This window comes from Pseudomonas fluorescens, from assembly GCF_001902145.1.
Taxonomy (GTDB): domain Bacteria; phylum Pseudomonadota; class Gammaproteobacteria; order Pseudomonadales; family Pseudomonadaceae; genus Aquipseudomonas; species Aquipseudomonas fluorescens_BV.
Map to the genome: position 1 here is coordinate 885,138 of NZ_MRST01000027.1, position 26,834 is coordinate 911,971.

Below are 26,834 nucleotides of genomic sequence, written 5' to 3' on the forward strand. Positions count from 1 at the left end.
CTCCAAAATTCCTGTCCACTTGATCAGCTTTCTATTTCGATCCTTATCCTTACACCAAACATGGAAAGGGCGCAGAATCTGGCGTGGAACGCATTGATACAGGTCAGCCATTGCGTTGCAATGGCCCCTCGGTTTCTACATACTTGCGGCCGATTTTACCTATAAAAAAACCTAAACCGTGGAACCTTAGAATGAGCACAGCAATCAGTCCGACTGCTTATAACTATAAGGTAGTCCGCCAGTTCGCCATCATGACGGTGGTCTGGGGGATCCTTGGCATGGGGCTCGGGGTGTTCATCGCCTCGCAACTGGTTTGGCCGCAATTGAATTTCGACCTGCCCTGGACGACCTTCGGCCGCCTGCGCCCGCTGCACACCAACCTGGTGATCTTCGCCTTCGGCGGATGTGCACTGTTTGCCACCTCCTACTATGTCGTGCAGCGCACCTGCCAGACGCGACTGATTTCCGATGGCCTTGCCGCCTTCACCTTCTGGGGCTGGCAGGCGGTCATCGTCGGCGCCATCATCAGCCTGCCCCTGGGCTACACCACCACCAAGGAATACGCCGAGCTGGAATGGCCGATCGCCATTTTGCTTGCCATCGTGTGGGTGACCTACGGCCTGGTGTTCTTCGGCACCATCGTCAAGCGCAAGACCAAGCACATCTACGTAGGCAACTGGTTCTACGGGGCCTTTATCGTGGTCACGGCGATGCTGCACATCGTCAACCACGCCTCCCTGCCGGTGAACCTGTTCAAGTCCTATTCGGCCTACTCCGGCGCAACGGACGCGATGATCCAGTGGTGGTACGGCCACAACGCCGTAGGCTTCTTCCTCACCACCGGTTTCCTGGGGATGATGTACTACTTCGTGCCCAAGCAGGCCGAGCGTCCGATCTACTCTTATCGCCTGTCCATCGTGCACTTCTGGGCGCTGATCACCCTGTACATCTGGGCCGGCCCTCACCACTTGCACTACACCGCCTTGCCGGATTGGGCGCAGTCCCTGGGCATGGCGATGTCGATCATCCTGCTGGCGCCAAGCTGGGGTGGCATGATCAACGGCATGATGACCCTCTCGGGCGCCTGGCATAAGCTGCGCACTGATCCGATCCTGCGGTTTCTGGTGGTATCGCTGGCGTTCTACGGCATGTCGACCTTCGAAGGGCCGATGATGGCGATCAAGACCGTCAACTCGCTGTCCCACTACACCGACTGGACCATCGGCCACGTGCACGCCGGGGCGCTGGGCTGGGTGGCGATGATCTCCATCGGCGCGCTGTACCACATGATCCCCAAACTGTTCGGCCGCGTGCAGATGCACAGCGTCGGGCTGATCAATGCGCACTTCTGGCTGGCCACCATCGGCACCGTGCTCTACATCGCCTCGATGTGGGTCAACGGCATCACCCAGGGCCTGATGTGGCGTGCGATCAACGATGACGGCACCCTCACCTACTCCTTCGTCGAAGCGCTGCAAGCCAGCCACCCGGGCTTTATCGTGCGTGCCCTGGGCGGTGCGTTCTTTGCCAGCGGCATGCTGTTGATGGCCTACAACGTCTGGCGCACCGTGCGTGCCAGCGACCCTGTAGAAGCCGAAGCCGCCGCCAAGATCGCCGTTGTGGGAGCTCACTGATGAAGCATGAAGTAGTCGAGAAGAACATCGGCCTGCTGGCCTTCTTCATGGTCATCGCCGTGAGCATTGGCGGCCTGACCCAAATCGTCCCGCTGTTTTTCCAGGACGTGACCAACAAGCCGGTCGAAGGCATGAAGCCGCGCACCGCCCTTGAACTGGAAGGCCGCGACGTCTACATCGCCAATGGTTGCGTGGGCTGCCACTCGCAGATGATCCGCCCCTTCCGCGCCGAAACCGAACGCTACGGCCACTACTCGGTCGCGGGTGAAAGCGTGTGGGACCACCCATTCCTGTGGGGTTCCAAGCGCACCGGCCCGGACCTGGCCCGTGTGGGAGGGCGTTACTCCGATGACTGGCAGCGTGCGCACCTGTACAACCCGCGCAACGTCGTGCCTGAATCGAAAATGCCGGCGTACCCGTTCCTCGTGGAAAACAAGCTCGACGGCAAGGACACCGCGAAGAAGATGGAAGTCTTGCGCACCCTGGGCGTGCCCTACACCGACGAAGACATCGCCGGTGCGGCCGCCGCCGTGAAGGGCAAGACCGAAATGGACGCATTGGTGGCCTACCTGCAAGGCCTTGGCACCCTCATCAAAAGCAAACGGTGACCTTCATGGATATCGGGATGATTCGTGGCCTGGGCACCGTTGTGGTGATGGTGGCCTTTATCGGCCTGGCGTTGTGGGTGTTCAGCCCACGGCGCAAGTCGGAGTTTGACGACGCGACCATGCTGCCCTTCGCAGATGACCCCGAAGCCATCAAGCACGTCGAGCAAGCTTCTAGGAGTAACAAAGAATGACTACGTTCTGGAGTCTGTACGTCACAGTCCTCAGTCTGGGTACCATCTTCGCCCTGACCTGGCTGCTGCTGTCGACCCGCAAGGGCCAGCGCACCGAGCAGACGGACGAGACCGTCGGCCACTCGTTCGACGGCATCGAGGAGTACGACAACCCGCTGCCCAAGTGGTGGTTCATGCTGTTTGTCGGCACCATCGTCTTCGCCCTTGGTTACCTGGTGCTCTACCCTGGCCTCGGCAACTGGAAGGGCCTGCTGCCAGGCTACAACTACCTCGACAACGACAAGCAAACCCCGTTCGCCAACGGCCAGACCGGCTGGACCGGCGTGCACGAATGGGAAAAGGAAATGGCCAGGTCGGAGGCCAAGTTCGGGCCGATCTTCGCCAAGTTTGCGTCGATGCCGATTGAAGAAGTCGCCAAGGACCCGCAAGCCTTGAAGATGGGCGGCCGGCTGTTTGCCTCCAACTGCTCGGTGTGCCATGGCTCCGACGCCAAGGGCGCCTACGGTTTCCCCAACCTGACCGACGCCGACTGGCGCTGGGGTGGCGAACCCAACACCATCAAGGAAACCATCATGAAGGGCCGCCACGCGGTGATGCCCGGCTGGGCCGAAGTCATCGGCGAGCAAGGCGTGGCTGACGTAGCAGGCTTTGTGGTGATCCAACTCGATGGCCGCAAACTGCCGGAAGGCGCCAAGGCCGATGTGGCCAACGGCGAGAAACTCTTCGCCGCCAACTGCGTGGCCTGCCACGGCCCGGCCGGTAAAGGCACCCCAGCCATGGGCGCGCCCGACCTGACGCATCCGGGTGCATTCATCTACGGTTCAAGCTTCGCGCAACTGCAGCAGACCATCCGTTATGGCCGCCAGGGCCAGATGCCGGCGCAGGAGCAGTTGCAGGGCAATGACAAGGTGCACTTGCTTGCGGCGTATGTGTATAGCTTGTCTCATGGGGATAAGAAGGCTGAGGAGCAGTAAGACCTCTGAACAATGGAGCCCCGCGCAGCGAATGCTGGCGGGGCTTTTTTGTTCTAGCTCCGAACCTTTCAAAGCCAAATCTACCGTTCGTAGCCTCAACCTTGCCGCGCGCACTCACCAGGTAGTAACGTAACTACATTCAGTCCAGCGAAGGGGGACCTACCCCATGACCATCACGACCATTTCCAGCCGCGAATTCAATCAAGACACAAGTGGTGCCAAAAAAGCCGCCCGCAAAGGGCCGGTTTTTATCACTGATCGCGGCAAGCCTGCCCATGTACTGCTAAGCATTGAGGACTACCAGAAGCTGACAGGTCTGAATGCCCACATCGTTGACCTGTTGGTGATGCCGGAAGCGGCCGATATCGACTTCGAAACCGAACGTGCCGTGATCATTCATCGCCCCGTGGACTTTTCTTGATGTATTTACTCGACACGAATGTGATCTCTGAACTGCGTAAACCTCAGGCTGATGCAAATGTCGTGGCGTGGGCAAAAAGTGTGGTAGCGCCACGTATGTTTATTTCGGCGATCACGCTGAAGGAATTGGAAACCGGAGTCCTGCGAATTGAGCGGCGAGACCCGGCTCAGGGGAAGGTGTTGAGAGCCTGGCTCAAGCGTCATGTGATGCCCGCCTTTGATGCCAGAATCCTGCCCGTCGATGCAGCAGTCGCGTTGCGTTGCGCACACTTGCATGTACCCGACCGAGCCAACGAAAGTGATTCATTGATTGCCGCAACCGCGCTGGTTCACGGGCTCACTGTCGTCACGCGTAACATCAGCGACTTCAAATCGAGCGGCGTTGCACTGATCAATCCATGGGACGAATGACCGGCTTACCGACAAAAACCGTCCATACTTGCCAAGTCAATTGATCCAGGTCACGTACACCATCAATTGATTTCCCCCAACGCGACCAAAGGTCGCACCCTTTGCGCACCATCGGGGGCGTATCATTAGGCCACTGCAACACCCTTAATTTGACCCCGGTTGGCACGTACTGGCCGAGGCAAATCTCCACCGCCGTGGGATGCAATGATGAGCGACCAGATACCGGTACATAACGTTACCCCGCCTGCCAAAACCGTCGACCTCTACGCTTCGCGTGAGAAGATCTACACCCGCGCCTTCACTGGCTTGTTTCGCAACCTGCGCATGGTCGGCGGTGCCGCTCTGTTCCTGCTGTACTTCGGCACCGTGTGGCTGAACTGGGGCGGTCACCAGGCGGTGTGGTGGAACCTGCCGGAGCGTAAATTCTTTATTTTCGGCGCAACGTTCTGGCCCCAGGATTTCATCCTGCTCTCGGGCATTCTCATTGTGGCGGCATTTGGCCTGTTCTTTATCACCGTATACGCCGGGCGCGTGTGGTGCGGCTATACCTGCCCGCAAAGCGTATGGACGTGGATCTTCATGTGGTGCGAAAAAGTCACCGAAGGCGACCGCAACCAACGCATCAAGCTCGACAAGGCGCCCATGGGCGCCAACAAGTTCCTGCGCAAGTTCAGCAAACACAGCCTGTGGCTGCTGATCGGCTTTGCCACCGGCATCACCTTCGTCGGCTACTTCTCGCCGATTCGCGAACTGGTGTTCGAGTTCTTCACCGGTCAGGCCGATGGCTGGTCGTATTTCTGGGTGGGTTTCTTCACCCTCGCCACCTACGGCAACGCCGGCTGGCTACGCGAACAGGTGTGCATCTACATGTGCCCCTATGCGCGCTTCCAGAGCGTGATGTTCGACAAGGACACCTTGATCGTGTCCTATGACCCGCGCCGTGGCGAGGTGCGTGGCCCGCGTAAAAAGGGTACCGACTACAAGGCCCAGGGGCTGGGCGATTGCATCGACTGCACGATGTGCGTGCAGGTGTGCCCTACCGGTATCGATATCCGCGACGGGCTGCAAATCGAATGCATCGGCTGCGCCGCCTGTATCGATGCCTGCGACAACATCATGGACAAGATGGAGTACCCACGCGGCCTGATCAGCTACACCACCGAACACAACCTGTCGGGGCAGAAAACCCATAAGCTGCGCCCGCGCCTGATCGGTTACGCCCTGGTATTGCTGGCGATGATCAGCCTGTTGGTGGCCGCCTTCTTCATGCGCTCGCTGGTAGGTTTCGACGTCAGCAAGGACCGCGTGCTGTATCGCGAGAACGCCGAAGGGCGCATCGAAAACGTCTACAGCCTGAAGATCATGAACAAAGACCAGCGCGACCACACCTACGTGCTCGACGCCGCTGGCCTGCCGGACCTCAAGCTGCAAGGCCGGCGCGAAATCAAAGTGGCCGCCGGCGATATCGTCAGCATGCCGGTGGAGTTGTCGAGTGCGCCGGAGCAGTTGCCGTCGAGCACCAACGAGGTGACCTTCATCCTCGAAGACGCCGATGACACCAGCGTCCATATTGAAGCCAAGAGCCGATTCATCGGCCCACAAGTCCGTTAACAGGGAACATACGCATGCCCGCAACTACTGCCGCCAGCCCTTGGTACAAACACCTCTGGCCCTGGATCATCATCGCGATTCTGGCCTGCTCGGTGACCCTGACCTTGTCCATGGTGACCATCGCAGTGAACAACCCGGACAACCTGGTCAACGACAACTACTACGAGGCCGGCAAAGGCATCAACCGCTCCCTGGACCGCGAACGCCTGGCCCAGACCCTGCAACTGCGCGGCAAGCTGCACCTGGACGAACTGACCGGCGAGGTCGAGCTGCAACTTACTGGCTACAGCAATCCAAATACCCTGGAGCTGAACCTGATCTCCCCGACCCAGCCAGAGAAGGATCGCAAGATCAACCTCACCCGCAGCGACAGCGAGCCCGGCCGCTACATCGGCCAGGTCACCGACAAGGTCGAAGGCCGCCGTTTCGTTGAACTGCTTGGCGTGGAAGGCGGCAACACCTGGCGCCTGTTCGAAGAAGAAGAGGTCAGCCACGACAAGGACTTGCTGCTGGGTGACGAGCCGTTGCAGGGCGCCGAGGACCTGAGAAAATAAACAGCCAGCGCTCCGCGCTTCGCGAGCAAGCCCGCTCCCACAAGGACACCGCGCCCCCCTGTGGGAGCGGGCTTGCCCGCGAAGAGGCCCTCTCAGCCACCAAAGACCTTGAACCATGACCACCCCCTGCTACCACTGCGCCCTACCCGTCCCCTCCGGCAGCCGGTTCACCGCCCAGATCCTAGGCGAACGCCGCGAACTCTGCTGCCCGGGCTGCCAGGCCGTGGCCGAGGCCATCGTGGCCGGCGGGCTGGAAAGCTACTACCAACACCGCAGCGAAGCCTCGGCCAACCCCGAGGCGCTGCCCGTGCAGTTGGTGGACGAACTGGCGCTGTACGACCGCGCCGATGTGCAAGAACCCTTTGTGCGCCATCAAGGCGACCTGGCCGAAACCACCCTGTTGATGGAAGGCATCAGTTGCGCCGCCTGCGGCTGGCTGATCGAAAAACACTTGCGCAGCCTGCCCGCCGTAGCCGAAGCGCGACTGAACCTGTCCAACCACCGCCTGCACGTGCGCTGGGCCGATGGGCAATTGCCGTTGAGCCAACTGCTCAGCGAGCTGCGCCATATCGGTTACGCCGCCCATCCTTACCAGGCTGACCGCGCCGCCGAACAATTGGCCAGCGAGAATCGCCTGGCCCTGCGACAGCTGGGGGTCGCCGGCTTGCTGTGGTTCCAGGCCATGATGGCAACCATGGCCACCTGGCCGGAATTCAATATCGACCTGAGCCCGGAATTGCACGTCATCCTGCGTTGGGTCGCGATGTTTCTCACCACGCCCATCGTGTTCTACAGCTGCGCGCCCTTCTTCAAAGGCGCCCTGCGTGACTTGCGCACACGCCACCTGACCATGGACGTGTCGGTGTCCCTGGCGATTGGCGGCGCTTACCTGGCCGGCATCTGGACCGCGATCACTGGCGTAGGCGAGTTGTATTTCGATGCCGTGGGCATGTTTGCCCTGTTCCTGCTGGCCGGGCGCTACCTTGAGCGCCGCGCCCGGGAACGCACCGCCGCAGCCACCGCCCAACTGGTCAACCTGTTGCCCGCCTCCTGCCTGCGCCTCAAGGACGATGGACAGAGCGAACGCATCCTGCTCAGCGAGTTGGCGCTGGGTGATCGGGTGCTGGTGCATCCCGGTGCGGTGCTGCCGGCGGATGGGATGATTCTCGACGGCCAATCCAGCATCGATGAATCCCTGCTGACCGGCGAGTACCTGCCGCAACCTCGGCGCACGGGTGACAGCGTCACGGCCGGCACGCTGAATGTCGAAGGCGCGCTGACCGTCCAAGTGCGCGCCCTGGGGCATGACACGCGCTTGTCCGCCATCGTGCGCCTGCTGGAGCGCGCCCAGGCCGAGAAGCCACGCCTGGCGCAAATCGCCGACCGCGCTGCGCAGTGGTTCTTGTTGTGCTCGCTGCTCGCCGCCGCACTGATCGGCCTGCTGTGGTGGGAGCTGGACCCATCCCGGGCGTTCTGGATTGTGCTGGCGATGCTGGTGGCGACCTGCCCGTGCGCCCTGTCCCTGGCCACGCCCACCGCGCTCACCGCCGCCACCGGCACCTTGCACAGTCTCGGGTTGCTGCTGACCCGCGGCCATGTGCTCGAGGGCCTGAACCAGATTGATACGGTGATTTTCGACAAGACCGGCACCCTCACCGAAGGGCGCTTGGCGTTGCGCACCATTCGGCCCTTGAGAGCGCTGGACAGCGACCAATGCCTGGGCCTTGCCGCCGCCCTGGAGAACCGTTCCGAACACCCGATTGCCCGTGCCTTCGGCCGTGCGCCGCTGGCCGCCGATGAAGTGATGAGCACTCCAGGCCTGGGCCTGGAAGGTCGTGTGGGAGAACGTCTGTTGCGCATCGGCCAGCCGGGTTTTGTCTGTGAACTCAGTGGCTGCGCAATTCCCGCCTCACCGGACGAAGCCGGGCAATGGCTGCTGCTGGGCGACCGCAGCGGGGCGCTGGCCTGGTTCGTACTTGACGACCGTCTGCGCAGCGACGCCCCCGCCTTGCTGGCCGCATGCAAGGCGCGGGGCTGGCGCACGCTGTTGCTCTCGGGGGACAGTTCGCCGATGGTGGCCAGTGTCGCCTCTGAGCTGGGTATCGACGAAGCCCATGGCAGCTTGCGCCCTGACGACAAGCTGCAGGTACTGCAAAACCTGCACAAGGAAGGTCGCAAAGTGCTGATGCTGGGCGATGGGGTCAATGATGTGCCGGTGTTGGCTGCTGCCGATATCAGTGTGGCGATGGGCTCGGCCACGGACCTGGCGAAAACCAGCGCCGATGCGGTGCTGTTGTCCAACCGCCTGGATGCGCTGGTGCAAGCCTTCAGCCTCGCGCGGCGTACCCGCCGGGTGATCATCGAAAACCTGTTGTGGGCCGGGTTGTACAATGGCCTTATGCTGCCGTTTGCCGCCCTGGGTTGGATCACGCCGATCTGGGCGGCCATCGGCATGTCCATCAGTTCGTTGACCGTGGTACTCAACGCGTTGCGCCTGACTCGCCTGCCGAGCGCGCAAGCCCCGACCGCCCCAGCAACCCGCCCGCTGCCGGCCTGAGCCGCGTGGGCATGGAGTACAGATGCCAGCTCTCTATGTGATGATTCCGGCGGCACTGCTGTTAGTAGGTGTGGCCATCTACATCTTCTTCTGGGCCGTGGACAGCGGCCAGTACGAAGACCTCGATGGCCCGGCCCACAGCGTGCTGTTCGACGACCAGGACCCGAACCACCTGGCCGCCATCGACGAAGCCAACAGCCCCGAGCAACCGCCCAAAGAGCCCCCTCATGCTTGAGCTGGTGCCCTTGCTGGTCTCGGCGCTGATCCTCGGCCTGCTCGGTGGCGGCCACTGCCTGGGCATGTGCGGCGGATTGATGGGCGCGCTGACCCTGGCGATCCCCAAGGAACAACGCAGCCGCCGTTTTCGCCTGCTGCTGGCGTACAACCTGGGGCGCATCCTCAGCTATGCCACCGCTGGTTTATTGATCGGCCTGGCCGGCTGGGCGGTGGCCAACAGCCCGGCGGCGATGTTCATGCGTGTGCTCGCCGGCCTGCTGTTGATCTGCATGGGCCTGTACCTGGCCGGCTGGTGGAGCGGCCTCACCCGTATCGAAAGCCTGGGGCGTGGCCTGTGGCGGCATATCCAGCCGGTGGCCAACCGTTTGTTGCCGGTGTCCAGCCTGCCCCGCGCCTTGCTGCTGGGTGCGCTGTGGGGCTGGTTGCCGTGCGGGCTCGTCTACAGCACCCTGCTATGGGCGGCGAGCCAGGGCAATGCGCTGGACAGCGCCTTGCTGATGCTGGCGTTCGGGCTGGGCACCTGGCCGGTGCTGCTGGCCACCGGGCTGGCCGCCGAACGCGTGACTGCGTTATTGCGCAAACGCAGCGTGCGTGTGGCCGGCGGCCTGTTGGTGATGATCTTCGGTATCTGGACTCTGCCGGGCCCGCATCAGCACTGGCTAATGGGTCATTGAAAGCCCCTGTGGCATAGCGCCGCCCCCCGTTGATGCAAATCAAGATGGCTGCACCGCCCTGCCCCTAGACTCGGCCCACTAGCCAATCCGGGGGACCGCCCGCATGCTCGACGCCATTCGTTGGGACACAGATCTGATTCACCGCTACGACTTGGCGGGGCCGCGCTACACGTCCTACCCCACCGCCGTCCAATTGGACAGCCAGGTCGGCACCTTCGACCTGCTCCACGCCCTGCGCGAAAGCCGCAAGGCCGTACGGCCACTGTCGCTGTACGTGCACGTCCCCTTCTGCGCCAACATTTGCTACTACTGCGCCTGCAACAAGGTGATCACCAAGGACCGGGGGCGCGCCCAGGCCTACCTGCAGCGCCTGGAGCAGGAGATCCAATTGGTGGCCTGCCACCTCGACCCGCAGCAACCCGTGGAACAGTTGCATTTCGGCGGTGGTACGCCAACGTTTCTCAGCCACGATGAACTGCGCCAGGTGATGAAATGCCTGCGCCAGCATTTCAATTTGCTGGATGACGACTCGGGCGACTACGGCATCGAAATCGACCCGCGCGAAGCCGACTGGGCCACCATGGGCCTGTTGCGCGAGCTGGGCTTCAACCGCGTCAGCATCGGCCTGCAAGACCTTGACCCCGAGGTGCAACGGGCGGTCAATCGCCTGCAAAGCCTGGAGGAAACCCGCGCCGTGATCGATGCAGCGCGCACCTTGCAATTTCGCTCGATCAATATCGACCTGATCTACGGCCTGCCCAAGCAGTCGCCGTTGAACTTTGCGCGCACCGTGGAGGAAGTCATCCGCTTGCAGCCGGACCGCCTGTCGGTGTTCAACTACGCGCACCTGCCGGAACGCTTCATGCCCCAACGGCGGATCAACACCGACGACCTGCCCTCGCCGGCAGAAAAACTACTGATGCTGCAAACCACCATCGAACAACTGACCCAGGCCGGTTACCGCTACATCGGCATGGACCACTTTGCCCTGCCGGACGACGAACTGGCGGTGGCCCAGGAAGAAGGCAAGCTGCAGCGCAACTTCCAGGGTTACACCACCCACGGGCACTGCGACCTGATTGGGCTGGGGGTGTCGGCGATCAGCCAGATCGGCGACCTGTATTGCCAGAACAGCAGTGACCTGAACCAGTATCAAAACGCCTTGGCGGGCGCACAACTGGCGACCAGCCGTGGTTTGGTCTGCACCACGGACGATCGCCTGCGACGGGAGGTGATCCAGCAACTGATCTGCAATTTCAGCCTGAGCTTCGAGGCGATCGAACAGGCCTACAACATCGATTTTCGCGGCTACTTTGCCGAGCTATGGCCGCAGCTGGAGACGATGGCCACCGACGGCCTGATCGAGTTGGACGCCCAGGGCATTCGTGTACTGCCGGCCGGGCGCTTGCTGGTGCGCTCAGTGTGCATGGTGTTCGATGCCTACCTGGAGCACCAGAACAGGCAACGATTTTCCCGGGTCATCTAAAATGCACTTACTTCATGGCCAGGGTCGCGGCCTTGGCTGCATCACCGGCACTCATGTCTTTCATCGCCTTGGTCAGAGACGCCTGGGCGCTGGTCAAGCTGGCTTGCAGCGCACTCAAGGCCGATTGCAGCCCGGAAAGCCGGGCCCGAGCCTGTTCAGGGCTGAGGTTCGTGTCAGCCATTACGGCAGCCATCTCGGCTTGTTTCTCGGCAATCTGCTTTTTGATCTCACGAATCATCTTGAGCAAATTCTTGACGTTTTCCGCCAGGCCGCTTTCGTCGATATCACTGTTTGAGGTTTTCTCTGCCGCAGCAGCTTTCATCGCAGCGCCGGAAATGGTCACCGAAACGGCGGGCTTGGCTTCATCCGTCGTCGGGATAGCGTCAACATCGGAGTCAGCAGACTTCTTGGTTTCGGGCAGTGCCTGGATCTGAGTACGCGAAGCGAGTTGAGTGCTGAGGGCTAACATGGTTTGAGCCGCCGTATTTGTAGTCGATAGCAGTACTATCGACGGTTTTAGCCAAATCTTTAGATACCGGTAGGTTTTTTGTACACGCTGGCCTCCGCGCCCCTCAGTGCGTTACCCTTACGTCTTATGTGTGTTTTCCCACAAGGATTTAAGAAATGTCCGAGCCAGTCAAACTGCGCGCTCACAGCCAGGCCCATTGCAAGGATTGCAGCCTGGCCCCCCTCTGCCTGCCACTTTCGTTGAATCTGGAAGACATGGATGCGCTGGACGACATCGTCAAACGCGGTCGCCCGCTGAAAAAAGGCGAGTTTCTGTTTCGCCAGGGCGACAAGTTTGATTCCGTCTATGCAGTACGTTCGGGCGCGTTGAAAACCTTCAGCCTCAGCGACGGCGGCGAAGAGCAAATCACCGGCTTCCACCTGCCCAGCGAACTGGTCGGGTTGTCGGGGATGGACACCGAGATTCATCCCGTGTCGGCCCAGGCACTGGAGACGACGTCGGTGTGCGAAATTCCTTTCGAGCGCCTGGACGAATTGGCCCTGCAGTTGCCACAGTTGCGCCGCCAACTGATGCGCGTGATGAGCCGCGAGATTCGTGACGATCAACAAATGATGCTGCTGCTGTCGAAGAAAACCGCCGACGAGCGCATCGCGACGTTCCTGGTCAACCTGTCGGCGCGCTTCCGGGCCCGTGGCTTCTCGGCCAACCAGTTCCGCCTGAGCATGTCGCGCAACGAGATCGGTAATTACCTGGGCCTGGCAGTGGAGACCGTGTCACGCGTGTTTACCCGTTTTCAGCAAAACCAGCTGATTGCCGCCGAGGGCAAAGAAGTGCACATCCTCGACCCGATCCAGCTGTGTGCATTGGCGGGCGGTTCCCTGGAGATCTGATCCAGGCTGCGGCCGCGCCAATCGGCGAGGCCGCAGGTATACTTCGAGTCCGTTTTCCGCTCTGGACTCCTCGACGATGACTTTTGATTCGTTCGACATCAAATCCCTGATTCGCCCAGTCATCGACTTCCCCAAGCCGGGTGTGATCTTTCGTGATATCACGCCGCTGTTCCAATCGCCCCGCGCCCTGCGCCTGGTGGCCGACAGCTTTGCCCAACGCTATGTCGAAGCCGATTTCACCCATATCGGTGCGATGGATGCCCGTGGTTTCCTGATCGGCTCGATCATCGCCTACCAGCTCAACAAGCCGCTCATCCTGTTTCGCAAGCAAGGCAAGCTGCCGGCGGACGTGCTGGCCGAGGGTTACCAGACCGAGTACGGCGAAGCCTTCCTGGAAGTGCACGCCGACAGCTTGTGCGAAGGCGATTGCGTGCTGATGTTCGATGACCTGATCGCCACCGGCGGCACCCTGATTGCGGCGGCGAACCTGGTGCGGCGCATGGGGGCAAAGATCTTTGAAGCCGCGGCGATTATTGATTTGCCAGAACTGGGTGGCTCGCAGCGGTTGGCAGACATGGGAATTCCGACGTTTTGCCTGACGCAGTTTGGGCTGACCGAGAGATAAGCTTCGTCAGTACTGACGCCTTCGCGGGCAAGCCCGGCTCCCACCTTGGAACGCATTCCCCTGTGGGAGCCGGGCTTGCCCGCGATGAGGCCCGAAAGAACACCCCGGTTTACAACCCCATCTGCTTACTGATGATTTCATTCATCACTTCGCGCGTCCCGCCACCAATCGACAGAATCCGGTTATCGCGATAAAGCCGCTCCACCAGGCTGCCACGCATATACCCCTGCCCCCCCAGTATCTGCACCGCGCCATACGTCACCCGATCAGCGGTATCGGTAGCCAGGTTCTTGGCCATGGAAATCTCTTTGATCACACTCTTGCCGGCGGCCATCTTCGCGGCCTGACGATAGGTGAACTCGCGGGAAACCTCCACGGCGGTAGCCATTTCCGCCAGGCGATGCTTGATTACCTGGAATTTGCCGATGGGTTTGCCGAATGCTTCGCGCTGGGCGGCCCACTGGAGGCTTTCCTCCAAGGCCAGTTGCGCGGTCATGTTGGCCATCAGGGCCAAGGCCAGGCGCTCGCTCTGAAAGTTGCCCATGATGCAGGCAAAGCCCATGTTCTCGACACCGACAAGATTGCCCACGGGCACACGACAATCGTCGAAAAATAACTCGGCGGTGTCCGACGCCCACCAGCCCATCTTCTTCAGTGGCTGGCCGACGGTAAAACCAGGGGTGTCTTTTTCGATCAGCAGCAGGCTGATGCCGCCAAAGCCCGGCCCGCCCGTGCGTACGGCCACGGTGTAGAAATCAGCCCGAATGCCGCTGGTGATGAAGGTCTTGGCGCCGCTCACGCGGTAATGCTCGCCTTCACGTACGGCCCGGGTTTGCAGGTTGGCTACATCTGAGCCGCCGCTGGGCTCGGTGACCGCCAGGGCGATGATTTTCTCGCCTGCCAGCACTTGCGGTACCACCCGCTCACGCAGCGCTGGCGGCGCCCACTTCACCACGGGCGGCAAGCCGATATCCAGGGAGCCGAGCCCTGCCACCACGCCACCGGAGCCGCAGCGCATCAGCTCTTCGCTGGCGGCGACCTTGGCGAACAGATCGCCTTCGTGGCTGCCACCCAGCGTTTCGGGGTAGCCAATGCCCAGAATGCCCGCCGCACCAGCCTTGAGGTAGAGCTCGCGGGGAAAGCTTTCCGCTTCCTCCCACTGTTCGATGCCGGGCAACATCTCGCGCTCGACGAAACGGCGTACGCTGTCGCGGACCAATTGGTGGCTGGGATCGAAGTATTCCTGATAGGCAGACATCGGCAAGCTCCATGGCGGGATGGAGCGAACTTACCAAGCGCTTGCTTGGTTATCAAGCCGAATACATTTTTTGCCGTCACACAAAACCAATGTGGGAGCCGGGCTTGCCCGCGATGCCAGCGCCTCGGTCTTTCAGTTACACCGTGGTGATGCTATCGCAGGCAAGCCAGCTCCCACATTGGGACTGCAGTGAGTTTTAAAGCGCGATCGGTTTGCGACCGGCGAACGAGTGCGCCAGGGTGCCGCCGTCCACCAATTCCAGCTCGCCACCCAACGGCACGCCATGGGCAATCCGCGAGGTAATCAAGCCTTTGTTGATCAGCAGTTGGGCGATGTAGTGCGCCGTGGCTTCACCTTCCACCGTCGGGTTGGTCGCCAGGATCACTTCAGTAAAGGTGCCCTGCTCTTCGATCCGCGCCACCAGCTGTGGAATACCGATGGCTTCCGGCCCCAGGCCATCGAGCGGCGACAGGTGGCCCTTGAGCACAAAATAACGACCGCGGTAACCGGTCTGCTCAACGGCGTACACATCCATCGGCCCCTCCACCACGCACAGCAACGTGTCGTCGCGACGCGGGTCGGCGCATTGCGGGCAGAGTTCTTCTTCGGTAAGGGTGCGGCACTGGCGGCAATGGCCCACGCCCTCCATGGCCTGGCTCAAGGCCTGGGCCAGGCGGGTGCCGCCGCTGCGATCACGCTCCAGCAGTTGCAGCGCCATGCGCTGGGCAGTTTTCTGGCCGACGCCGGGCAAAGTGCGCAAGGCGTCGATCAGTTGGCGAATCAGGGGGCTGAAGCTCATGGGCGAAGGGTCCGACAAAACAACGAGACGCGGTTTATACCCGCGCCCCGGATTAGCGTCAAATACTCAATCCTGCGCGACGCGCACCACCAACTTGCCGAAGTTGCGCCCTTCGAGCAGGCCGATAAAGGCTTCGGGCGCCTGCTCCAGGCCGTCGACCACGTCCTCGCGGAACTTGATCTTGCCCTCGCGCACCCAAGGCGCCATGGCACTGAGGAACTCCGGCTGGCGGTCGCCGTAGTCATCGAACACGATAAAGCCCTGGATGCGCACCCGCTTGGTCAACAAGGTGCGTTGCAAGGCCGGCAAACGGTCAGGGCCGCTGGGCGTTTCATGGGCGTTATAGCCGGCAATCAACCCGCACAGCGGCACGCGCGCCTTGGGGTTGAGCAAAGGCAGCACGGCATCGAAGACTTTACCGCCGACGTTTTCGAAGTAAATGTCCACGCCTTTGAAACAGGCCAGGGCCAGCTCATGGGCAAAATCTTCGCTCTTGTGGTCGATACAGGCGTCAAAGCCCAACTCATCCACCACGTAGCGGCACTTGTCCGCGCCACCGGCAATGCCCACCACGCGCAAGCCCTTGAGCTTGGCCACCTGGCCCACCACCGAGCCCACCGCGCCGGACGCAGCCGCCACCACCAGGGTTTCCCCGGCCTTTGGCTGGCCGATATCCATCAGGCCCATGTAGGCGGTCATGCCTGGCATGCCCAACACACCCAAGGCCATCGACGGGCTCGCAAGCCCCTTGGGCAAGGGCATCAGGTTCTTGCCGTCGCAGATGCTGTGGCTCTGCCAGCCGGTGGCGCCGACCACCAGATCGCCCACTTCGAATTTCGGGTTGCGCGATTGCTCGACACGGCTGACGGCCCCACCGGTCATCACCTCACCGATTTCCACGGGCGCGGCGTAGGACGGCGCGTCACTCATGCGTCCACGCATGTAGGGGTCCAGGGACAGGTACAAGGTCTTGAGCAGCACCTGACCGTCTGCCAGATCCGGCAGGCTTACACGTTCCAGGCGGAAGTTTTCCGGCGTGGGTGCGCCTTGAGGGCGTGAGACCAGAACGATGCGTTGGTTGAGCGTCATTTCTTGAGGCATCAGCGGGGCTCCTTTTATCGGTGAACATTCAACGGTATAGGGTGCAGACCATGGGCAGCGGGCCAGGGTTCGATGTTTCGTGCGCGCAAAAAAATGCCAGGCGCGATGCCTGGCATTCGAGTCTAGCTAAAGCGTGTATCAGAACGGCAGTTTCATGCCCGGTGGCAGTTGCATGCCAGCGGTCACGCCGGACATTTTGTCCTGGCTGTTGGCTTCGATCTTGCGCACCGCGTCGTTGACGGCTGCGGCGAACAGCGCTTCGAGCATTTCCAGGTCATCTTCACCCACGCCCGGCAATACGCTTGGGTCGATGCTGACACGCTTGATGTCGTGACGACCGGTCATCACCACGCTGACCATATCGCCACCGGCTTTACCGGTGACTTCGGCGTTGGCCAGCTCTTCCTGCATCTTGGCCATTTTTTCCTGCATCTGCTGCGCCTGCTTCATCAGGCCGGCCATGCCACCTTTCATCATGGGAATCACCTCAAAAGTACGTGGATCAATGAGTAGCCCGGTGTCATGACGCTTGGGGCACCGGGGCTTCGACAGGTTCAATAGTATCGTGGCGGACGACCGCACCGAACTGTTGCATCATTTGTAGGATTAGCGGATCTGCGTGGATCGAGTCCTCGGCCTCGCGCTGGCGGTTAAGGCGCCGACGGGTCGCTGCCTGGGCCGGGGTTTCCTGCTCGGGCTTGATCAGCTCGATGGCGATGGTCAGCGTGCGCCCATGGTACTGGTTGAGCGCATCGTTGAGCCGGCGCTGCTGGGTGGCGTTGAACAAGGCGCTATGGGCCGGGTCCAGGTGCAGCAGCCAGTGGTCGCCTTCGATGGAAATCAGGGTGCAGTTGGCGGCGATACTGCCGGTCATGCCGGAGATCGGCAATTTCGGAAACAATTCCAGCCATTGCAGGGCCAGGCCGGTAGCCGGGGCCGCGGCAGGTTCTGCCTCGGGCTCGGGCGCCGGTTCCGCAGTGTGCTCACTGGCCAATTCGTCCAGGTAGCTGTAGGCCGAATCCATGTCCGGCTCGATGTAGTCTTCGTCCAGCGGCGGCTCGTCGTCCAGGTCAATGCCGGGGGTGGCGGCGTCGACCTGGGCGACCGTCGGTTCAGGGACCGGCGCCGACACCCACTCAGGGGCATCCGGCACCACGCTGTCCGGAGTCGGCGCAGGCATCGGCGTCAGCTCGGGTTGCTCGCCGGTGGTTTCCAGCACGGGCTCCACGGCGGGCTGTTGCTCGGGCTCTACTTGCGCTTCGACCGGGTCATTCCAGGGCAAGTCGACCACGGGCGCAGGCTCGATGACCGGCTCGGGCTCGACCACAGGTGCGACGGCAACTGGCGCGGGTTCGGGCTCAGGTGCCGGCGCAACCGGCTCAGGCACAGCAACCGCAGGCGCTGCAACTACTGGCGCGACAACGGCCGCGCCAGCCACTGGTTTGGCGGAATCAACTGTGGCCTGGCTGATCCCCACTGGCTTTAGCGGCTGTCTCGGTGCGTCTGCCGAATCTGCCGGCCGGAACGCCAGCATGCGCAGCAGCACCATTTCAAAGCCACCCCGAGGGTCGGGCGCCAGGGGCAGGTCGCGGCGACCGATCAGGCCCATCTGGTAGTAGAACTGTACGTCTTCGGCCGGCAACGCCTGGGCCAGGGCCAATACGCGATCGCGGTCGCCATGGCCGTTGTCCACGCCTTCCGGCAGGGCCTGGGCAATGGCGACGCGGTGCAATACGTTGAGGATTTCCGAAAGCACGCCATTCCAGTCCGGGCCTTGCTCCGACAGGTGGCGCACCGCTTCGAGCAGCGCCTTGGCGTCACCCTCGATCAGCGCGTGCAGCACGTCGAACACCTGGCCGTGGTCCAGGGTACCGAGCATGGCGCGCACGTCGGCAGCCATGACCTTGCCCTCACCGAACGCGATGGCCTGGTCGGTGAGGCTCATGGCATCGCGCATCGAACCATCGGCGGCGCGGCCCAGCAACCACAGCGCGTCGTCTTCGAACGGTACGTTCTCGACGCCCAGCACATGGGTCAAGTGCTCGACCACACGCTCGGGGGTCATGTTTTTCAGGGAGAACTGCAGGCACCGCGACAAAATCGTTGCCGGAAGTTTCTGCGGGTCGGTGGTGGCCAGGATGAACTTGACGTAGGGCGGCGGCTCTTCAAGGGTTTTCAACAAGGCGTTGAAGGAGTGGCTGGACAGCATGTGCACTTCGTCGATCAGGTAGACCTTGAAGCGGCCACGGCTCGGCGCGTACTGCACGTTATCGAGCAGCTCGCGGGTGTCTTCGACCTTGGTGCGGCTCGCGGCGTCGATCTCGATCAGGTCGACAAAACGCCCCTCGTCGATCTCGCGACATACCGAACAGGTGCCGCAAGGCGTTGAAGTGATACCGGTTTCACAATTCAGGCACTTGGCGATGATGCGCGCAATCGTGGTCTTGCCCACCCCGCGGGTACCGGTGAACAGGTAGGCGTGGTGCAGCCGTTGGCTGTCCAAGGCATTGATCAGAGCCTTGAGCACATGGGTCTGGCCGACCATTTCGCGGAACGAGCGCGGGCGCCATTTACGTGCAAGAACCTGATAACTCATCGAAAACCGTCGCAACTGGGAAGCGGAAGCCGGTAATGCTAGCGGAGCAAGGGGGAAATTGCATCCGGCACGCTCGTCTAATCTGACGAAGCTTGTTCGATTGGCCTCCCAGAGGGCACCTGCGGGCGTTTGGCTGGCACCTTTGAGCACCAACGCCCTTCCAGGCTGATAGCGGCGACGCTGGCCAGCACGATCACTGCGCCCAGCATCACCTGCAGGGTGACGTGTTCGCCAAGCAGCGTGGCGGCCATCAGCATGGCAACCGGTGGAACCAGGTACATCGCCACCGACGCACGACTGACCTCGACGTGCTTCAACACGTAACCCCAAGCCAGATAGGCCAAGGCACTGGGGAAAATACCCAGCACCAGCACGGCAAGATTCTCCGCCATCGGTGCCTGCACGATGGCGACGGGCAGACCCGGCAGGTTCACGCACAGCATCAGGGTGCCGGACCACACCATGTAGCAGGCCATCGTCAACGGGCTGTAGCGATGGGCATGATGCCGCTGGATGGCGAAGTACACGCTCCATGAGCAGGCCGCCAACAAGATCAGCAAACCCCGTGGGTTGATATCGCCTATGCCCTGGTCGCCCCAGATCACCACCACTACGCCAGCCAACCCCAACAGCACGCAGCCCCAGCGCCAGGCGCTGACCTGCTCCTTCAAGCAGAAAAACGCGATCAACACACTGAACAACGGCGCCGACTGCGCCAACACACTCGACGCTGCCGCCGTTACCCATTGCTGCCCGTGATTGAGACTGGTGTGGTGCAGGAACACCCCGAAAAAGCCCAGCACCAGCAGCCACGGCAGGTCGCGCAATGGTGGCCGTCCAATTCCCACCACCCAGGCCACGCCGCCCATGAATACCGACGCGATCAAAAACCGCAGCAGCGCCAATTGGCCGGGGCTATAACTGTGCAGCCCCATGTGTACGCCGATGGGCGAATACGCCCAACAGAGAATGACGCTGGCAATGACTAGCGTAAGCTTTAGAGGTGACGGAGTATTCATCGACAGCATCCACGCAAAAGGAATGCCGTCAGTCTTGGTCCAGGCCAGGCATAGGACAATTAAGCGTTTCTGACTTCTGAAATCATTGGAACTGAGCAATGGAACTGGCCCAACTGAAAATGGTGCGAGCCGTGGCGCAAACCGGCAGCGTGGCCCAGGCTGCGCTGCAATTGCACTGCGTGCCGTCCAACATCACCACGCGCATCAAGCAGCTGGAAAGCGAGTTGGGCACGCCGCTGTTTATTCGTGCTGGCCGAGGGCTGGCGATCAGCGCCGCGGGAGAGATCTTCCTGGATTACTGCGAACGTATCCTGGTGTTAGTGGATGAATCCAAACGCGCGGTGGATGCCAACGCCATTCCGCGTGGCACCTTGCGCATCGGAGCGGTGGAATCCAGTGCCAGCGGGCGCTTGCCACCGTTGCTGGCGGAATACCACCGGCGTTATCCCGATGTCAGCCTGGAACTGGTCACCGGTGCCTGGGCGCAACTGCTGGACGACCTGCAGCACCACCGCCTGGATGTGGCGCTGGTGGCTGCCGGCGGCAAACGCACGAAGCTGGAACAGAGCGTGGTCTACAGCGAGCGCCTGGTGCTGATCGCCAGCGCGTGCAGCGCGCCTATCAACAGCGCCGAGGACTTGGCCGGCCGCACCCTGCTGGTGTGGCCGCCGGGCTGCCCTTATCGCGCCGCCCTGGAAAACTGGCTCAAGCCCCATGACATCAAGCCAGCGATCGCCAGCTATGCCAGTTGGGGCACGATCATCGGCTGCGTCAGCGCGGGGATTGGCGTGGCGTTGGCACCCGAGGGGATCCTGGCGCGCTATGAACAGGCCAATCAGTTGGCGTCGTATCGCTTTGAAGCGCTGGCGCCCGTGGACAACCTGTTGTTCTGGCACACGGACACCCAGCGGCACCTGGCGCGAGATGCGTTCGCCGGGCTACTGCGCGAGACCTTTGGCTGACTTGCTCGCGAAAAACGTCAACGATAACGCGTGTTTCCTGAATGAACGCGGCGCCTGTGAGTTTTTCGCGAGCAAGCTCACTCCTACAACTTAGGGCTTGGGCGCAGCCAACCGTGCGTACTGGCCCTGGCTGATCCAGCCCGTGAACGAACGGTCGTCAGCGTTGATGAATTCCACCTGCGCCCAGCCGTCCTTGAACGCCAGTACCCCCACCACATCCTGCTTGACGATGTAGGGACGCTTTGTCGCTTTGGCGCCCGGCGTTTTCAGCAGGTAAGCCTTGTCGGCCGACACCGTCACCAAGCCGATCCATTGTTTGCTGGCTGTCTGGCTCAGCTCCAGGCCCGTGGCGATTTCCGGCATCAGCACGTTGATGCAGCCAGGGTGTTGGCGGCCCTGCTCCACCGTCAGGGTCACCCCGTCGGACGCCGCTGCCACACTGCCTGGGTAGGCAGCGTCCAGCCAGGTGGTGAGCGCTTCGGGTTTGCCTTGCAGGTAGAACGTGCAACCACGGGCCACACCCTCGCCCATCGACTCCTGGTAGAAACCCTCGACCTGATGCCCAGGCGTCACCGCCAGCATCAACCCTTCATATTGGCCTGAATGCAACGCCGCCGAGCCGGCCAACGCGGGCGCCACGGCGCACCACGACAACACTCCCATCGCCAGATAACGAATCATCTTATTTCTTCCCTTCAAAGGCTTCGTAGGCTTGTTTCATCAGGACGTCATAGTTGCCGTAATCGTCGCCGTTATAGTTTCGGGCCATGGCGGTGAAATCCTTGTTTTTCATGGCACTCAACAATGCCGAGTTGTGGCTGCAAAGGCTGAGATAGGCCTTGAGTTGGTTACCGGCATTGACCTTCAATGACGCCACGAACTCAAACACCGTCTTGAATCCGCACGCCGCAAAATTGAACCCCATGATCTGAAACATGCCCCAGGAGGCTGACATCAAGGCGGCTTCCTGATCCAGCGCAAAGGCGGTGGCCATGGTCTCCCAGGCTTTGACCTGATCCTTGTTGTTGGTCTGCCACTGCGGCCCGGCTTTTTTCTTGTAGATGTACGACAGCAGCGGGTGCGACTGGTCGTAGATGTGCTTGGTGTATTTGCGAAAGTGATGGCCTTCAAAGGCGATGATCGGCAGCTTGGCCGGCCCGAACCCCACTTTCCCGCCCGATTCGATGGTGGCGAACGCCTTGACCACATTCACCGAAATACCATTGCCCAATTGCTTGGCGGCATTCTGGTAGTCCGTATCGCTCAATGTCGTCCCGCCGTCGCAGGTGGACTGCATCATCAACTGCCGGTTACGCCGCTCGGCCTCGATCACTGCGCGCACGCGGCCCAGGTACACATTGACCGTGGCCTGCACCGCATCGACATTGTTATTGCCGAATATGTTGAGAAACGTCGGAATGCGCGTATTAGGAAAAGCCCGCACTGGCACCTTCAGCGCCTCTTCGATCAGACTGTTGAACGTCCGCCCGGTGGGATCGATCACGCCATCGGGATGGGCGTACTTGAGATGGCGAAACTGATACTGGCTGATGCACTGCACCAACTGACCGTCGCACTTGCCGTTTTCCAGCAAGGCAAACCCCATCTTGGGAATGATCAAATTGAATAGATACTGGATGCACTGAACATCGGCGGGCAAGTTGCGGGCTTTGCCGGGCGTCCCTACCGAAGCACTGATAAGACGAGGCAACCCTTGCAGGCTTTTCATGACAGACATCCTTGTGAGTGAACGAAGCGGTAGCACTTCAATATCAAATCCGTGCCCTTGTCATACTCTGAAACAAGTGGCTGGCGGAAGCTAACAAGGCGGTCTGCGGGTTGTCCAGAGGGCTTTCTGAAAGTTGTGAAACAGCCGGATTAAATCCGTCAATAACCGTGGGACTCACGGGTCTTTTGATACTTGTGATAGTCGAGCCACTCGACCACATCATAGGGCAGGTACAACTGCACCCTGGCCCGTGAAATCGCGATATACACCGCACAGAGTCGTTGATCAAACGCATAGGCGTCCTGGAACTTCACATTGGTCAACAGTTCCGGGGTAAGCAATACCCGGTCGAACTCCATGCCGCCCGCGTCCTGCGCCAGCATCAGCAGGACGCGCTCGTCCGGATGGCCAATCAATCTGTTCAAACGCGTGACATCCGCCACGTTAAAGCCTTTTTCCAGTTCGGCCTCGACCCACAGAAAGGCCTCATCGAACTGGCAGGCTTCGCGCACCTGCTCCCAATCGGCCATGTCGCTGAAAAACGCATGGGGGCCGAGGTCATTGAACTCATTGCTATAGAAATCGGGTTTGAACAACGCGATGACCGTGTCCATGAAATGCTTGAGCGACTGCTGGGCCTCTTTGCTCGCCAGGCCGAACGCACAACGGGCGTGGCTCAGTTGGATCGCCCACTGCATGGTGTCCCAATGGGAAGCGGTCAACACCACGCACCCTTGCGGGGGCACGAAACCCTGCGGATAAAACTCAATGCCCACGTCGGCATCGCGGGCGCCTTCGAAAAGCGATTTGGTTTTTTCCGAGTGCAGGCTGATCAACGGGTTGACCAGGCGCTCGACATTGCGCCCGGAACGCACGGAGTAGCACACGTCAGTATGGCGAACCTCACGGGCGCGTTTGACCACACCGCCACTGGCCTGCTGATACTCATCTCCCAAGGTGATCAGCACCTGGCGGCCGCGCTCGATGATTTGCAGCAGCGGCGCGGGGATGTCCTGGCTCTCATCGATGAGCACGTGGGTATAGCGCTCGGGCACCACGCAGCCTGCGAGGCTGGCGCGTTTGATCATTAGCAAGGCTTCAAACCCGGTATGGCGGCCCCAGGCCGGGTTCGCCTCAAGGTAGCCCCACAAACGGCTGGAATATTCGAGCAGCACCCTGGCATCGACGCCGGACAGCGGTTGCTTGAAATGCGGCAAATGCTGGGACGACAGGCTGTACTCCCAGGAGCGGCAGTAAGCCTCAAGCACCTTGAGGCACACCTCCACCACTGCTTGCCCCTCGAGGCGGCGAAAGCCGAAGATATTCAGTTCTTGAGCGAGTGCCTGCTTGGTCAGAACCCTTGCCGGCGTATTCAGCGGCTGTGGCCTGGGGCCATGCAACAGGGCATGGGCAAAGCCCTGGAAGGTATGCCCGGCCTTACGCTCCCGCACACCCACCATGCGGGCACGCAGGGTTTCGAGTTTTGCCGGGGTGCGTGCCAGCAGCAAGGTCTTTTCCGGGCGCAGGTGTTCCAGCAAGGCCACCAGCAGGTGACTCTTGCCAATGCCTGCGTAGCCTTGCACATGCAGGTCTTCGTTCAGGTTGGCACGGAAGGTTCTGAGCAGCTTGTCTTGCTCGGCGCTCAACCAGCGCTCGCGATGCCTGGGCGTGATCACCTGCTGGCTGAACGGATCGTTGGCCTTGAGGTGGCGGACTTTATACTCGACATCCCATTTGCCACTGGGCAACAGGTAGTTCCGCCCCTGTACTTCCTCCTCCAGCAGAAAGCGCAGCTTCAGGCTTTTGACCACATTGAGGCCGAAGTACAGCTTCCTCTGATCGAACAGCCGCTGCGCTTCAGAGAGCAGGGACACACTGGCCGAATGGCTGGCATCTACTGCCCAGTCAATCAGTTTGGCCAACACTTTTTCAGCACCATTGGCGCTCAGGTCGCTTTCCGGCACCTGCGCCAGGTTCTGGATCACCAACACCGCCGCCAATTCGGGCTCACTCAGGGTTACAAGTGCATCGACACCCTCGCCGCCCAACAAACCCGCACAGGTGTGCTCAGTGATCGGCAAGAATACAGGGCTGGATAAGTCGAAATGTTCCGAGTGCATAGAGCCTCGTAGCCAGGGGAAGAGACGCTTGGGAGTATGCCACTAGACGCGAAATGACCGTCATGCACTGTGCAAGAAGCATCACAGATGACTGGCTGAAAATAACTTGAGTTTTAGAAGGGACCGCAGAAGGGAGCGTTATGGAGGCAACCCCACCAGCCACACCCCGGCACACAATGTTCCCGCTGTGGCTGCTGCCTTCCGGCTCTGACCAGGTTCACGGGTAATCGTTGCGGGGGGACCGATGGGGTCACCATAACGACGCTGCCTCTCGGCAAGCCGCGCCATTGTACCCATCTCATCGGAAGTTACAACCGTTGGTTCCGGATTAAAAAATGAGAAGGCTCAAGCACTTGCCATAACCCCATCGGCCCTGCCGCCCTCTTCCTGGATGACCAGGTGAATAAAGTGCAGCTTGGCGATCACCGCGGGCGGTAGCACGAAAGGGTAGAAATCCGGCTGGCCCATGGCGCGGGACAGTTCGTTGAGCATGCCGGCCAGCTCGATCCAGGCATTAACGAAGCAGAGGAATGCCGGGCCACCAGGGTGTTGGGGGTCGTAGAGCGTGGCCAGGGGGAATGGCTGGTAATCGAGGTCCATCTCGCGGGCGCTCATGCCAAAGCCCAGGGCCGTGTCCACAGCGTCCATCATGTGCAGGTAGTGAGCCCAGGTTTCGGCCCAGTCTTCCCAGGGGTGCATGGTGGCGTAGGCGCTCACGCAGGTTTGCTGCCAGTCCGGGCGCGGGCCGTTCTGGTAGTGCCGGTCGAGGGCCTCGGCGTAACTGGCGCGTTCGTCACCGAACAGGTTGCGAAAAAGTGTGAGCCAGTGGCTGTTGGCGATCAGGCGATCCCAGTAGTAATGGCCGACTTCATGGCGAAAATGGCCGAGCAAGGTGCGGTACGGCTCGCGCATCTGTACGCGGACTTTTTCGCGGTGGGCGTCGTCGGCTTCCTTGATGTCCAGGGTGATCAGCCCATTGGCGTGGCCGGTGGTGGGCGCGTTGCCTTCCAGGTCGACACCGATGAAGTCGAAGGCCAGGCCAGCCTCTTCGTCAACGCTCTTGGGCACCACTTGCAAGCCCAAACTGATCAGTTGCGCTATCAAGCGGCGTTTGGCGGTTTCGACTTTGCGCCAGCGTTCGGGGTTTTGCGCAACGGAAAGGTCAGGGATGGTGCGGTTCAGGCTACAGGCCACGCACAACGGCGCAGTGCTGTGAGCAGCAATGAGCCAGTTGCACGCAGCCGGTGAGTCCAGGTTGGCACAGCGCCGGAAAGCGCCGGCATCGAGATTGTCGTCCACCAGCCAAGTACCGGCTACCGGCCCAGGTTGCAAGGACGACAGGCGGCTTTGCTGCGGCTGGTAACCCAATGCCGCCTGGCAGGCCAGGCATTGGCTGTTGCGAAAGAACAGCGACTGGCCACACCGGCATTGCCACACCTTGCTGTTGCGCGAGGTTTGGGCCATGAACGGAGCGGCGATGCGCGTGCTGAGTTGCTCGAAGTAGCGGAACATGGCGATCTCTCCCTGGGGTGACAGAGACTAGATCATTTCTCGCTCGGGATCGTTCAACTGCTCCCTGTAGGAGCGAGCTTGCTCGCGAAGATCGTTAACGATAACGCAGGCTGCCTGGTTCACAGCGGCGCCCTCCGGTTCTTCGCGAGCAAGCTCGCTCCTACAGTGTTGAGAGATCGTTCCCACGCTCCGCGTGGGAATGCCGCCTTGGACGCTCTGCGTCTGCGCGAAGGCCGTGACGCGGAGCGTCACAGGATGCGTTCCCACGCGGAGCGTCACTAGTGTCCGGTAAACATGTTTCATAGCTGAAAGCTGCCTTGGGCAGCCTTCAGCTTTTCTCGCTCCTGCCTTCGTCGATCCCTCAATTCTGGAGTCGCAGGCCGTTCGTGCAGGACAT

The 26,834-nt window shown here is 61.1% G+C and carries 26 protein-coding genes, 1 other RNA gene and 1 pseudogene; 16 read left to right on the top strand and 12 right to left on the bottom strand.

Going from position 1 to position 26,834, the window contains the following annotated elements; genetic code table 11:
• The first annotated feature begins 191 nt into the window (after nucleotides 1-191).
• From ccoN to hemN, 12 genes are all read left to right on the top strand, one after another.
• Complete coding sequence (gene ccoN / locus BUE92_RS27215) at nucleotides 192-1,634, top strand: cytochrome-c oxidase, cbb3-type subunit I (protein WP_014719443.1); 1,443 nt, start codon at nucleotides 192-194, stop codon at nucleotides 1,632-1,634.
• On the top strand, nucleotides 1,634-2,242 hold the full coding sequence (ccoO, locus tag BUE92_RS27220; RefSeq protein WP_025854274.1) for a cytochrome-c oxidase, cbb3-type subunit II: 609 nt from the start codon (nucleotides 1,634-1,636) through the stop codon (nucleotides 2,240-2,242). Before ccoN ends, ccoO begins: the two co-directional genes overlap by 1 nt.
• A gap of 5 nt (nucleotides 2,243-2,247) precedes the next feature.
• Complete coding sequence (locus BUE92_RS27225; protein ID WP_003193169.1) at nucleotides 2,248-2,433, top strand: CcoQ/FixQ family Cbb3-type cytochrome c oxidase assembly chaperone; 186 nt, start codon at nucleotides 2,248-2,250, stop codon at nucleotides 2,431-2,433.
• On the top strand, nucleotides 2,430-3,407 hold the full coding sequence (gene ccoP / locus BUE92_RS27230; protein WP_073527183.1) for a cytochrome-c oxidase, cbb3-type subunit III: 978 nt from the start codon (nucleotides 2,430-2,432) through the stop codon (nucleotides 3,405-3,407). Before BUE92_RS27225 ends, ccoP begins: the two co-directional genes overlap by 4 nt.
• 166 nt (nucleotides 3,408-3,573) lie before the next feature.
• Nucleotides 3,574-3,828, top strand: coding sequence for a type II toxin-antitoxin system Phd/YefM family antitoxin (locus BUE92_RS27235; RefSeq protein WP_073527184.1), 255 nt, complete (start codon nucleotides 3,574-3,576; stop codon nucleotides 3,826-3,828).
• A complete protein-coding gene (locus BUE92_RS27240; RefSeq protein ID WP_073527185.1) occupies nucleotides 3,828-4,238 on the top strand; it encodes a type II toxin-antitoxin system VapC family toxin in 411 nt (136 codons plus the stop codon). Before BUE92_RS27235 ends, BUE92_RS27240 begins: the two co-directional genes overlap by 1 nt.
• Nucleotides 4,239-4,445: 207 nt before the next feature.
• A complete protein-coding gene (gene ccoG, locus BUE92_RS27245; protein WP_073527186.1) occupies nucleotides 4,446-5,849 on the top strand; it encodes a cytochrome c oxidase accessory protein CcoG in 1,404 nt (467 codons plus the stop codon).
• 14 nt (nucleotides 5,850-5,863) lie between these two features.
• Nucleotides 5,864-6,403, top strand: a complete 540-nt coding sequence (locus tag BUE92_RS27250) for a FixH family protein (RefSeq protein ID WP_073452575.1) — start codon at nucleotides 5,864-5,866, stop codon at nucleotides 6,401-6,403.
• A 115-nt stretch (nucleotides 6,404-6,518) separates the two neighbouring features.
• Nucleotides 6,519-8,960 carry a heavy metal translocating P-type ATPase gene (locus BUE92_RS27255; RefSeq protein ID WP_073527187.1) on the top strand — a complete coding sequence of 814 codons (2,442 nt, stop codon included), beginning with the start codon at nucleotides 6,519-6,521 and terminating at the stop codon, nucleotides 8,958-8,960.
• A gap of 22 nt (nucleotides 8,961-8,982) precedes the next feature.
• Nucleotides 8,983-9,195 (top strand): cbb3-type cytochrome oxidase assembly protein CcoS, encoded by a 213-nt coding sequence (gene ccoS / locus BUE92_RS27260; protein ID WP_003193184.1) that lies wholly within the window; start codon nucleotides 8,983-8,985, stop codon nucleotides 9,193-9,195.
• Nucleotides 9,188-9,871, top strand: a complete 684-nt coding sequence (locus tag BUE92_RS27265) for a sulfite exporter TauE/SafE family protein (protein WP_073527188.1) — start codon at nucleotides 9,188-9,190, stop codon at nucleotides 9,869-9,871. The genes ccoS and BUE92_RS27265 overlap by 8 nt, the downstream gene beginning before the upstream one ends.
• Nucleotides 9,872-9,974: 103 nt before the next feature.
• Nucleotides 9,975-11,357, top strand: coding sequence for an oxygen-independent coproporphyrinogen III oxidase (gene hemN / locus BUE92_RS27270; protein WP_073527189.1), 1,383 nt, complete (start codon nucleotides 9,975-9,977; stop codon nucleotides 11,355-11,357).
• Nucleotides 11,358-11,364: 7 nt separating this feature from the next.
• Here hemN and BUE92_RS27275 read toward each other — a convergent pair whose 3' ends face one another.
• Entirely contained in the window at nucleotides 11,365-11,826 is a 462-nt protein-coding gene (locus tag BUE92_RS27275) for a hypothetical protein (RefSeq protein WP_073527190.1), read from the bottom strand.
• Between the two features lie 155 nt (nucleotides 11,827-11,981).
• Here BUE92_RS27275 and fnr point away from each other — a divergent pair, with 155 nt between their 5' ends.
• Entirely contained in the window at nucleotides 11,982-12,716 is a 735-nt protein-coding gene (fnr, locus tag BUE92_RS27280; RefSeq protein WP_003193190.1) for a fumarate/nitrate reduction transcriptional regulator Fnr, read from the top strand.
• A gap of 76 nt (nucleotides 12,717-12,792) precedes the next feature.
• Nucleotides 12,793-13,341 carry an adenine phosphoribosyltransferase gene (locus BUE92_RS27285; RefSeq protein ID WP_073527191.1) on the top strand — a complete coding sequence of 183 codons (549 nt, stop codon included), beginning with the start codon at nucleotides 12,793-12,795 and terminating at the stop codon, nucleotides 13,339-13,341.
• 109 nt (nucleotides 13,342-13,450) lie between these two features.
• On the opposite strand, the gene BUE92_RS27290 is transcribed toward BUE92_RS27285, so the two are convergent.
• The 6 genes from BUE92_RS27290 to BUE92_RS27315 all read right to left on the bottom strand — a co-directional run bounded on the left by BUE92_RS27290 (nucleotide 13,451) and on the right by BUE92_RS27315 (nucleotide 20,114).
• A complete protein-coding gene (locus tag BUE92_RS27290; RefSeq protein WP_073527192.1) occupies nucleotides 13,451-14,599 on the bottom strand; it encodes an acyl-CoA dehydrogenase family protein in 1,149 nt (382 codons plus the stop codon).
• Between the two features lie 196 nt (nucleotides 14,600-14,795).
• A complete protein-coding gene (gene recR, locus BUE92_RS27295; RefSeq protein ID WP_073527193.1) occupies nucleotides 14,796-15,398 on the bottom strand; it encodes a recombination mediator RecR in 603 nt (200 codons plus the stop codon).
• A gap of 66 nt (nucleotides 15,399-15,464) precedes the next feature.
• Complete coding sequence (locus BUE92_RS27300; RefSeq protein WP_073527194.1) at nucleotides 15,465-16,499, bottom strand: NADP-dependent oxidoreductase; 1,035 nt, start codon at nucleotides 16,497-16,499, stop codon at nucleotides 15,465-15,467.
• Nucleotides 16,500-16,637: 138 nt separating this feature from the next.
• Complete coding sequence (locus BUE92_RS27305; protein ID WP_003193199.1) at nucleotides 16,638-16,976, bottom strand: YbaB/EbfC family nucleoid-associated protein; 339 nt, start codon at nucleotides 16,974-16,976, stop codon at nucleotides 16,638-16,640.
• 43 nt (nucleotides 16,977-17,019) lie between these two features.
• Nucleotides 17,020-19,095: a DNA polymerase III subunit gamma/tau gene (dnaX, locus tag BUE92_RS27310; protein ID WP_073527195.1), complete on the bottom strand. Its 2,076-nt coding sequence runs from the start codon at nucleotides 19,093-19,095 to the stop codon at nucleotides 17,020-17,022.
• A gap of 77 nt (nucleotides 19,096-19,172) precedes the next feature.
• Entirely contained in the window at nucleotides 19,173-20,114 is a 942-nt protein-coding gene (locus BUE92_RS27315; RefSeq protein ID WP_073527196.1) for a DMT family transporter, read from the bottom strand.
• Between the two features lie 98 nt (nucleotides 20,115-20,212).
• Here BUE92_RS27315 and BUE92_RS27320 point away from each other — a divergent pair, with 98 nt between their 5' ends.
• Nucleotides 20,213-21,076 carry a LysR family transcriptional regulator gene (locus tag BUE92_RS27320; protein ID WP_073527197.1) on the top strand — a complete coding sequence of 288 codons (864 nt, stop codon included), beginning with the start codon at nucleotides 20,213-20,215 and terminating at the stop codon, nucleotides 21,074-21,076.
• A gap of 90 nt (nucleotides 21,077-21,166) precedes the next feature.
• Here the strand turns inward: BUE92_RS27320 and BUE92_RS27325 are convergent, their stop codons facing one another.
• The 5 genes from BUE92_RS27325 to BUE92_RS27345 all read right to left on the bottom strand — a co-directional run bounded on the left by BUE92_RS27325 (nucleotide 21,167) and on the right by BUE92_RS27345 (nucleotide 26,437).
• Complete coding sequence (locus BUE92_RS27325; RefSeq protein WP_073527198.1) at nucleotides 21,167-21,757, bottom strand: hypothetical protein; 591 nt, start codon at nucleotides 21,755-21,757, stop codon at nucleotides 21,167-21,169.
• 1 nt (nucleotide 21,758) lies between these two features.
• Complete coding sequence (locus BUE92_RS27330) at nucleotides 21,759-22,805, bottom strand: N-acetylmuramidase family protein (RefSeq protein ID WP_073527199.1); 1,047 nt, start codon at nucleotides 22,803-22,805, stop codon at nucleotides 21,759-21,761.
• A 158-nt stretch (nucleotides 22,806-22,963) separates the two neighbouring features.
• The gene (locus BUE92_RS27335) at nucleotides 22,964-24,925 is read right to left on the bottom strand and encodes a hypothetical protein (protein WP_073527200.1); all 1,962 of its coding nucleotides are present in this window, start codon (nucleotides 24,923-24,925) and stop codon (nucleotides 22,964-22,966) included.
• Nucleotides 24,926-25,075: 150 nt separating this feature from the next.
• Nucleotides 25,076-25,172, bottom strand: an RNA gene (gene ffs, locus BUE92_RS27340) — signal recognition particle sRNA small type.
• Between the two features lie 98 nt (nucleotides 25,173-25,270).
• Entirely contained in the window at nucleotides 25,271-26,437 is a 1,167-nt protein-coding gene (locus BUE92_RS27345; RefSeq protein WP_073527201.1) for a zinc-binding metallopeptidase family protein, read from the bottom strand.
• A 48-nt stretch (nucleotides 26,438-26,485) separates the two neighbouring features.
• On the opposite strand from BUE92_RS27345, the pseudogene BUE92_RS29165 reads away from it, so the two are divergent.
• A pseudogene (locus BUE92_RS29165) lies at nucleotides 26,486-26,605 on the top strand (outer membrane lipoprotein carrier protein LolA); the annotation flags it as partial.
• Nucleotides 26,606-26,834: the final 229 nt, after the last annotated feature.